Origin of the sequence: Novosphingobium sp. Chol11, from assembly GCF_945870625.1 — a bacterium.
Lineage (GTDB): Bacteria > Pseudomonadota > Alphaproteobacteria > Sphingomonadales > Sphingomonadaceae > Novosphingobium.
The window spans coordinates 1-9,651 of record NZ_CAMBTS010000115.1 but is presented as its reverse complement, the minus strand read 5'-3'; the positions used below and the strand labels follow the sequence as shown (position 1 = coordinate 9,651).

At 62.0% G+C, this 9,651-nt stretch carries 7 protein-coding genes, 1 tRNA gene and 1 pseudogene; 4 read left to right on the top strand and 5 right to left on the bottom strand.

Translation table 11 applies throughout. The features are described 5' to 3' along the window. A pseudogene (locus Q0O40_RS14040) lies at window positions 1-111 on the bottom strand (co-chaperone YbbN); the annotation flags it as partial. Window positions 112-338: 227 nt separating this feature from the next. On the opposite strand from Q0O40_RS14040, the gene Q0O40_RS14035 reads away from it, so the two are divergent. Further along, window positions 339-413 (top strand) — tRNA-Gly (locus Q0O40_RS14035). A gap of 392 nt (window positions 414-805) precedes the next feature. On the opposite strand, the gene Q0O40_RS14030 is transcribed toward Q0O40_RS14035, so the two are convergent. The 4 genes from Q0O40_RS14030 to Q0O40_RS14015 all read right to left on the bottom strand — a co-directional run bounded on the left by Q0O40_RS14030 (window position 806) and on the right by Q0O40_RS14015 (window position 3,710). Next, window positions 806-1,516: a hypothetical protein gene (locus Q0O40_RS14030; protein ID WP_295531155.1), complete on the bottom strand. Its 711-nt coding sequence runs from the start codon at window positions 1,514-1,516 to the stop codon at window positions 806-808. A 102-nt stretch (window positions 1,517-1,618) separates the two neighbouring features. Beyond that, window positions 1,619-2,044, bottom strand: a complete 426-nt coding sequence (locus Q0O40_RS14025) for a hypothetical protein (protein WP_295531152.1) — start codon at window positions 2,042-2,044, stop codon at window positions 1,619-1,621. Window positions 2,045-2,073: 29 nt separating this feature from the next. Next, a complete protein-coding gene (locus tag Q0O40_RS14020) occupies window positions 2,074-2,847 on the bottom strand; it encodes a hypothetical protein (protein WP_295531149.1) in 774 nt (257 codons plus the stop codon). Window positions 2,848-2,924: 77 nt separating this feature from the next. Then, window positions 2,925-3,710 (bottom strand): RICIN domain-containing protein, encoded by a 786-nt coding sequence (locus Q0O40_RS14015; protein WP_295531146.1) that lies wholly within the window; start codon window positions 3,708-3,710, stop codon window positions 2,925-2,927. Window positions 3,711-3,793: 83 nt separating this feature from the next. Between Q0O40_RS14015 and Q0O40_RS14010 the strand changes: the two genes are divergently transcribed. From Q0O40_RS14010 to Q0O40_RS14000, 3 genes are all read left to right on the top strand, one after another. Beyond that, entirely contained in the window at window positions 3,794-4,750 is a 957-nt protein-coding gene (locus Q0O40_RS14010) for a response regulator transcription factor (RefSeq protein ID WP_295531143.1), read from the top strand. Next, window positions 4,747-8,862, top strand: a complete 4,116-nt coding sequence (locus Q0O40_RS14005; protein ID WP_295531140.1) for an ATP-binding protein — start codon at window positions 4,747-4,749, stop codon at window positions 8,860-8,862. The genes Q0O40_RS14010 and Q0O40_RS14005 overlap by 4 nt, the downstream gene beginning before the upstream one ends. Before the next feature lie 226 nt (window positions 8,863-9,088). Beyond that, window positions 9,089-9,651, top strand: a 563-nt coding sequence (locus Q0O40_RS14000) for a cyclase family protein (RefSeq protein WP_295531136.1), incomplete at its 3' end; no start/stop codon positions are given.

Genomic DNA, 9,651 nt, shown 5'->3' with positions numbered 1-9,651 from the left:
CTCGGCCCAGAAATCGAGCACGACCAGTTTGGTCATCGACGGCTCGACCACATTCTTGCGGAAGCGATCAACCGCCTTTTGCTCGTCGAGATTAAGTCCAAGGCTCGCCACTAAGCTTCTCCGAACACGCACCAGTTCCCTATTTCCTTCATGTGGGAAGTGGGGTGCGTTCGGCAAGAGCGTTGTGGGGCAGATTGGCGCGGCGCAGGGATTTGCGGGATTTGGCGCAGCGGGCGTGCGCGGCGCGTTTTTTGCAGTTGCGCCCGCCAAGCAGTGCCGCTAAGAGCGCCCCTCACCACGGCTGCAGGCTTGATTGTCCCGCAGTCTGATGCGCACGAGCGGGCGTAGCTCAGTGGTAGAGCACGACCTTGCCAAGGTCGGGGTCGAGGGTTCGAATCCCTTCGCCCGCTCCATTTTTCGTTTAGAGGCAAGGGCATAGAGGCGTGAGGCGAAAGCCTTATGTGCTCTCGGGGTGATTTCTCCCATTTGCTAGGCTGCGCTTCAGGTGCGGTTCAAGCCCATATACTCGCTTTGTAGCTTGGTTTTCCGGAGTTGTTCGGAAGCAAGAATCGCTCTTTGCGAGGCTCCGCTCCCGCTAACTTCCCGGATCCTGACCTGGTAATCTGATCTGTCGCGGCTCTTCAGCGCCACATCGCCCCCAGTGCCCATCGCGCACACAACTTGGCCAGGGAGGTCTGCAACCGCCCTCGTCGGTTGCAGACCTAACTTACTGCTCTGTCTAACAGCATCAAGTTCGAGGCAAAGCTGAGCTTGCTGGCGGATTGCGGGCCGATGCCGCCGCGCTTCACTGCAAGACGCAATCCATGCGGTCGCGGTTGCCGCTTGCCGTCTGATAATCGACCGCGAGCACCAGACGCCCGCGCTGGTCGCGCGCTCTCGGCTTGATCGAGCGGATTGCCCAGCCCCTGGGCAAGCTGTTGGCAGTCCCCTTGCCGCCGCGCATCGACAGGGTCCCGACGGCGCCAAGCTGGCCGCCCACCAGGATCTTGTGGCACTTGTAGGTCCCATTGGGTGCTGTCGCCGGCAAGGCAGCCGTGGCGGCTGATGTCCGGCTGACTGGATTGGCTGGCTTTACAATCGGCCCCGATCCGCGCTGGCGCAACATTCCTGCGGTGACGAAGCTGTCCCACATGCTGTCATAACCATCAAAGCTGACGCGGCATTGCCCCTGGCTGTTGGGGGCAGCCAGCACCGTAGCCTCTTTCCACGAAATGCCCCACGCCGCTTCCAACTTGGTTCCAGGCCGGCACAGCTGAGCGAAGCTGGGGAGCGCGGCCGCCCTTTTCATTTCCTTCGCCACGCACCGGATTTCATTCGAGGTGCCCGTACCTTCGGCATAGACGATGAAGAACGGATCCCGCCCGGGGCGCGGCTCGAGCCGGAGAATGGGGCCGGTGTAACCGTAACAGGTCACAGTCTCGCCAATCTGGAAATTCTGCGCCTGAGCCTGCGCATGTGCGGGAAACAGCCGTGTCGCCGCCGCTATGATGGACATGATCCACTTGTGCATTGGTTGTCCTTCGGATTGGCGATTGAAACTCGTTCTTGCTGTGTTGGCCGCGTCGGCAGCGCAGCTTCGGCCGCGCCGCGCCGCTGTTTACGGATAGGCATCGAGCATCGGATCGGGCACCATGATCTCGGCAACTCTCGTCAGCAAGGCGGCGTCGGCATCTGGCTCAGCCAAAATGTCCATGAGTTCTGCAAAGCTGTTGCAGCTCTCTTGGTCGGTCCTGCCAGTTCCGTAGAAGTTGTAAGTCCTGATGTAGAACCGATCAATTTCGCGGTTCATGTCGGCTTTTGCGACGGCCTCAAAATGCCGCATCAAGGCTTCTTTTGCGCCGGTCAGGCCGCGCTTTTGTCGCGCCGTGAAAGTCTGGAACTTTGGCTGACGGTCTATCCCGATGAGTTTGCAGCGCAGCGTGACAGATTCGAGCATCACCGCCAATTCGTACACCCGGCTAGCATCCCTCGCTTCGGAGCTCGGCGTTTGGGCCACAGCGGCGGCGGCGAGGCTGAGCGTCAATGCAACGCCTAGTCCGATAACTCTGCTGGTCATGGTGTTACCTTTTTACAAGCGACAACGGGCACAGCCATGATGCGCGTGAATATCGGCTCCAGCGCGACCCGATCATTGTAGATTGCCATGGCGACCGGCTGGTAACTGCGCGATTCCTGGGCCAGCGCGCCCGAGGCATTGCTGTCTCCGCGATTTTCCGCTTCTTTGACCATGCTGTTCAGCCGTTCCATGTGCGCGATGGCCTGCGCGTTGTTCTCACTGGCGCGATCAATCAGCGGACGGAAGCGGTTTTCGTAGAACGCATTGCGTTCTAGCGCAGAACAGAATTGCGGCGGAAGTTCGAGCGACCCCACCAGCGTGATCATCGGCCTGGGGGGCAGAATGACGCTGGTGTTCTGATAACGTTTGCCTTGCGTCATCGCGATCGCGCGCAGGTGCTCGACAAAGGGCTGGTCAAGCAATGGCAAGGCGCTTGCAGAGCGGGGCAGTGCTGGCGACACGCTGGAGCGCGAGGCCACTTGTTTTCGCGGCTGCTCGGCTTTCGCAATCGCCTGAGGGGGCGTTGGCACTGATGCGGCAGGCGACTGCGAAGATGCCGTGGCGTTGATCTTGGCCTGCGCCAGCCGCGCGAAAAGTCCTTGCGGAAATGCGGCCAAATAAGCCTCATATTGTGCCCGGTCGTTGCTGTCAGAGACTGATTGCCAGAAGATCAGATCCGCTTGCCCGCCCGCCTTGGTCGCGCTGCCGGCGGGCTGTGCAAGGCTTGGGTCGGGTAGGGCAAGCACGGCCGCACCCGCCAGCAAAGCCATGCTGGCGGGTGCGGATTTTGATCGATGCATGATCGCAGACCACATCAGCTGGACGAGCGAAGGGCGATCCGCCCGGGTCACTGGCGAATGCTGGCCCCATCATTGCCGACCAATTGACCCACCGACCGATTGTTGAAAAAGCTCCAGTTTCTGGGAAGCAGGCCGCCGCCATTGGTCGGCACGACATTGAGACCGCCCGCTGCGACCATATTGCCTCCACCGGCTGCAATCAGGCGCCCGGCACCTCCGACCACCAGATTGCCCCCGCCGGCCGCAACGAGATTGCCGCCACCAGCGGCCACCATATTGCCCCCGCCCGCTGCAACCATATTGTTGCCGCTGAAGCCCGCGCTGCCGATCAGCCCCAGCACTGGTCCGCGTTGCATACCGACAGACATGGCAGACATGGTCTGCACCCCGGCGGTCACTGCTCTTGTGACCACAGCCGGATACCAAGTCTGGTTGGTAGATCCTACGTTGCAGTCCCAGCTCACGATGCGGGTGCCAGCCGCCCGCGATCCGCCTTCGATGTCGGCGCATAAGCTCATTTCGTTGCGCAATGAACCGTCGCTCTGGAAGCCCCACTTCTGGGCCTGGTCAGCATTGTTGCAGGTCTGCACGGTGAGCCCCGCTCCCCGGCTTCGTCCGCCGGTCAGGCATTGCCGATTGCCCAGCGAAATCAGACCATAATTGCCGCTGGCGAAGCGGAACGCCTGATTGGCGCCGCCGTGGCAGGTCCACAACAGCACTGCTTTGTCGTCGGCGCGCACATCAAGGCACATGCCGCGAGAGTGATAGCTGGCAATCGTCGGGGAGCCCGACGCTGTGACGATAGCCTGCGCATTGGCGGAAGTGGCCATCATTCCGAAGATAAGGGCGCTAGCGAAACAAATGGTTGCACAACGTTTCATGGTCTTCTCCCTTCCCGACGAAATGCTCCCGAGGTTTGACCCACCTCGTGGTTGTTTGGGCCAACAATAATCGGCTTGCGGGGGACTCCAATCGACAGCTTGTCGACAATGCGTCGTTTGCGAGCTGTGCTCGCCATTTCTGCGAAGCTGATGTCAACAAGATGTCGACACGCCCGGTTTTGTTGATCCTGACCGAGCAGGGCAGTTTGAAATCTGCTTGTGAAGGGCGGGACGATAGGGAAAATGGTGCGAGGGTGGGGGGCCCGGACAGAGCAATGCAAGTGCATGCTGTCATTGTCGAAGATGAGACGCTGACGCGGCAATCGCTCGGTACGCTGCTGCGCGCGCAAGGTTGGCAGGTCTGGGAGGCAAGCGATGCGGCGGCCTGTGACGCCATCCTGCGCGAGGAATCGATCGATCTTGCGCTCATCGATCTTGGTCTGCCGGGGCGGACGGGGCAGGAGCTGATCGCGGACCTCGCCGGCTCCAAGACCATTGCTATTCTTGCTGTCACCGCCCGGTGGCAGCCCGAACAACGCATCGCCGTGCTGGAGGCGGGAGCCGATGATTATGTCGTCAAGCCATTCCATAATGGCGAGTTGATCGCGCGCATCCGCGCCGTCCTGCGCCGCCGCAAAGCGCAGATCGGCAACGTTATCAAGATTGAGGGCTGGGAGGTGGATCTCGATGCGCGCGTGGCGCGCGCTGATACGCATTCAGACGCTGCATCAGTGCAGATTGCACTAACCCGCGGCGAAGTGGCGATCCTCGCACTGCTTGCCGAGGCGGGCGGGCGGATCGTAAGCCGTGAGCGGCTGAGCAAGGTTGCAGCACGGCGGGCGCAGGACGGCGATCTCAGGACCGTCGACACCCTGATTTATCGTCTCAGGCGCAAGTTCCAGGCCGGCAACGATGATAGCGGATTGAACATTTCGTCGGTGCCGGGGCTTGGCTACCGGCTGGGCAGAACCGGCCCAGCCAGCGCGGCGTGACTGGGTCAGGCAATGCCGTGCTGATCGGCCGGTCGGACGAGATAACCCGTATTTCGGATGCAATCGAGGCCGGCGTCCGGCGGATTGTCATCACCGGCGATGCCGGGGTCGGCAAATCCGCGCTGGCGCAAAAGGCTGCACAAATCCTGAGAGGGCACCGCGCGCTGATCGGGACGGCCAAGCATACCAGCGGCGAAACGGGCGCAACTCCGCTGCTGCGCGCCATGCGCCAGTTGCTGGATGAAGCGCTTGAGGAATTGTATGAGCCAGCCGCAGGCCTTGAGCAGCTGCGGGAAGCGATGGGGCCAGCGCACGCGCTGTTTGACGCAATCATGCTTCGCCGCACCATGCCCGTCGCAGCCATGCAGGATGCCGATGCCATGGCCGAGCAAATGGCATACATGTTCCGGCGGATGATAACATGGCTGGCTGGCTTCGGCGTGCCGCTCGTGCTGGTGATCGACGATTGGGACAGGGCCTCGGAAGATGTCGGGCGTCTTTATCTGAGGGCGGTCGACGGTGCGGCGGCTGTGCCGGTCTATCTCATCGTGACCGGCCGGACCTGGCAACCCTGCCTCGCGCGGGACCTGCCCGATCAACTGGCGCTGACGATAGCCGGACTGGCGCCTGCGGGGCGGCGCGCGCTTCTGGCGCAGCTGCTGGGCGAAGCTATCGCAGCGCCGTTGGACGCGCTGTTGCCCCAAACCACGACCCGGCCGCTCGATCTTCATCAGCGGGCGGAGGCTGTCGCTGCGGAGCTTGCCAAGGGACGGTCCCTGACCGACCCTGAAACGATTGCGGCCGCTTTGCAGGATGACCTCGCTCGCGTGATTGCAACGCAGCTATCCGGCTTGCCAGCAGCAGCCCAAAGGCTGGCCGTGCTGACTGCCATGCTGGGCGATGTCACCGAACTTGCGGTCTTGCGCGCCGCCAGCGGTCTGGAAGGTGCGGCTTTCGAAGCGGCCATTGCGGCGCTCGTGCAGGCGCGGCTGATGGTGTTGGCTGGCGGGTCGATCCGGTTTGAGCACGATACGATCAGGGCGGCGGTTGGCGATTGTGCGGTGGCCCCCTCAAACACATTGCTGGCCAATGCGGCAGCGCGGCTGCTGCTGCCATCTCTTGGCGATGACCCCGCCCGCCAGCACGCGCTGGAAACGCTGCTGCTGGTAAACCCGCCTGAACCTGCCGACCGGATTTGGGCCGATCCACTGGTGCAGGGTGTCGGACTGGCGCTACGTTCGCTCGATATCGACAGGGCCAGTCGTCTTGCCAGCCTCGCGATCCGGATGGTCGGCGGGCTTGAAGCAGCAACTTCTTCAATCTTGACCCAATGTGCGGTGGCCAAGATGGTGGCAGGCGAGCTCGATTACGTGGTCCCATGTGCGGCCCAGTTGCGCAGGCTCGCAAGCAGCCGCGGGGATATTGCTTTTGCCTATGCACTATCGGCCAGCGCTGCCCGCGCGCAGGGTGATCGCACCGCTGCGATCCAGTTTGCATTGCAAGGACATCGGTTGCTCGGGTGGGACATCCCCGACCCACCGTCGGCGCTCTCGACCCGGTTCGATGTGATCTGGACAAATCTTGCCGGAGATTTCTACCGCGCCCTGCCTCTGACAGCAGATCCGCCAGATCATGAGATCCTTGCACTGAGCGCAACGACCTCGACCATCTTCTATGAATATGGCTCGCCGCACGTGGTATCTGTCGCGCGCCGCTTTGCCTTGTCGCGCGCGACACGCAACACCAGTGTCGGCCTTTCGGCGGCGGTGTTCATGGCCAACTTCATGGGCCGCAATCGGCTCGCCAGCCAGCTGGGCGATCGGATATTGGAAGAAGGGCGCGATGCAGAGCCACGCTGGCCGACCAGTGCCTATCGCGGCAATTTTTTCGGCAAGCTGTGGACTCATCCGGCGCGCAGGTTCGCTTCAGCACATGATGACCTCCATGCGCGAGCCGTTGCTGAGGGCGATCTTTTGGTCGCGGCATGGATCTTGCTCAGCAAGGCGCATCTGCACTGGCGCGCCGGCGAACAGCTGGCCAAGGTCGAACAGCTGGCGGAGGCAGCGCGGGCCTTTGCGCAGCGCGTCGGCAATCAGACCAGCGCCGCCGCAGCCGCGCAAATCTGGATGGCAAGCCGCCTGCTGCAGGGACATGCCGCCGACCCACAAATCAAGATCGATCCCTATTGCCCCCACACTTTGGAAACCCCGCTGCTGACCTGGCTGGCCTACCAAAACCTGCGGGCCGATTTTCAGCAATCGCTCGATATTTTGATGAAGGTGCCGCGCAAGCTCAGCATCGGGATGATGTCGCACCCCGGCGTGCGCGAACTGCGGTTTCATCGGGCGGTGGCGATGCTGGCAGTACAGCGCGAGTGCTGGCCCGAGGACATTCGCAATATCGACGAAGCCGCGAAACTATGCCCCGGTGACAATCGTGGGCGCATCCTGATCCTGCGGGCGTTGATCGCGAAGCGCCGCGGCAAGCTCGATCTGGCCTATCGCGTGATGATCGAGGCGGTGCAGACGTCATCGACGCTGGGGCGGCCTCACGAAACGAGCCTCGCATGCCTGTTTGCCGCCGATCTTGCGACAGCCCGCAACCGAACCGCCGATGCCGCAGCACTGCTTGAACAGGCGCGGGCAGCGTGGGTTGCCTGGGGTGCCAGCATCGACAGCCATTCGAGGCTACGCCCCTTGCCTGTCGTCGATCCCGCCGAACAGCTTGAAGACATGGCCCGCCAACTTGAAAAGTCGGAGCGTGAAAGTCGCGCTAAATCGAGGCTGCTTGCGCTGGTCGGGCACGAGTTACGGACCCCATTGCAAGCGATGTCTGGTGCGGTCGATCTGATCGACGCAGCAAGCGGAAAGAGCCGCGATCTTGCGATCGTGACGCAGTCGATCGACCGGCTGGCGTCGATGGTTGACGACCTCTCGGCTGTGACTGCGCTCGAGGCCGGGGAACTGGCGATCAACCCGCGCGCATTCGAACTTGCAGTCCTGCTGCGCAACATACTCGACACCCACGCCGATCCGCTCGCGGCTGCGGGTATGTCGCTGTTGCTGGAAGCGCCGCAGGGCATCGGGATCGGACTGTTTGGCGACGACAAGCGCTTGCAACAGATCCTAGACAACCTGCTGAACAACGCGCGCAAATATGGCGCCGGAGATGTGTTGCTGAAGGTCTCGCAAGATGGCGATCATTGGTCGTTCGAGGTTGCCGATCAAGGACCCGGCCTTCCGCCCGAACAGATCGTGAAGGTCTTCGAGCCGTTCGTTCGCGGTGCATCGGCAGGCGACGCTCCTGGCCATGGGATCGGCCTTTGGCTTGCAAGAAAGCTGGCCCAATCCATGGCAGGCCAGCTCGTTCTGGCAGCGCCTGACCAATCGGCAACCGGTGCGCGGTTCATTCTGACCTTGCCGCTTGCTTCCGCGAACCTGCCAGATGCGGCGGCGCACGAGCACGCGAGCAAGCCGAAGACTGTGGTTCTGATCGAAGATGAGCCGTTTAGCCGTGACGTGCTGCAACGCATGTTCGCGCTTGATGGCCACCACGTGACAGCGTTCGAATGCGGCAAATCAGCCTTGGCGTGGCTCGCGGCCCACACGCAGGCGCATGACGTTGTGTTTGTTGATGGCAATCTGCCTGATCTGGATGGCCTCGAGATAGCCAACAGAATCAGACAGGCGCCGGGGCTGACAGTTGGAGCAATAGTCCTGATCACGGCGCAGGTTACGAGTGACCATGTTCACGCGCAGCAACTCGGGATGGTCAATGCGGTCATTCAGAAGCCCATCAATCTGGGCATGATCCGAAAAATTCTGGGCGTTGGAACGCGGCAATCCCGTCGGGACATAACAGGGCTGGACTCGGCATTCAGGGCCCATGTCTGCGCCTATTTCGAGGCAATAGAATTGAGCGCCGATGTGCCCGAATGGCGCGACTTGGAACTGCATGCCCATAAGCTGGCCGGTGCTGCCTTGATGCATGATCTCCATGATCTTGGGGCAGTTGCTCTTGAGCTTGAGGTGTTTGCGCGGAAGGAAAACCGCGAAGGCGTGGACGATGCAATTGGCCGTATTGGGCGGATTAGGGCCGATTTGTTTGCATAAGATTTCTGCTGGTTTTCGGATGGGCCGTGGTTGCGGATCGGGCCACGGCTGCCCCGCGACACGCGCGGGAGGCTGCGGGTAGATAAGCGCAGAGCGCATCTTTCAGCATTTCCGCACCGTTCTCCCGCCGCGCGCCTGCTGCGCAAAATTGTGACAGCTTACGTCAAACGGCGCTGGATTTAGTTGAAAGTTCTCGTATTCTCGATTGAGTCGTGGGAGAGCGGGCATGGGCATAGTCGGACAATTGGCAGCGGCTCTGGGCGGCGGGTCCGTTCGGGTGATCGATCTCACCCAGGCTTTGTCGCCGCAAACCCCTGCTCTCGAACTGCCGCCGGAGTTTGGTCAATGTGCCGGGTTCAGCAGCCGCGAGGTCAGCCGCTATGACGAGCGCGGCGTGGCCTGGTATTGGAACGAGTTCACGATGAACGAGCATACCGGCACGCATTTCGACGCGCCGGTGCACTGGATCAGCGGCCGCGATCTGCCCAATAACACCACCGATACGATCGCGCCCGAGCATCTCCTTGCGCCCGCCGTGGTGATTGATCTGACCGCAGAGGCGGCGGCCGATCCCGACTTGATCATCGAACCTGCGCATCTGGAAAGCTGGGAAGCGGTGCATGGGCCAATCCCAAGCGGCGCATGGCTGCTGCTGCGCACCGATTGGTCGAAGCGCAGCGAGGCCGATTATACCAACCGCCGCGAGGACGGCGCGCATACGCCGGGGCCTTCGGCGGATGCGGTGCGCTTCATGCTGGAGCGCGGCGTGCACGGGCTGGGCGTGGAAAC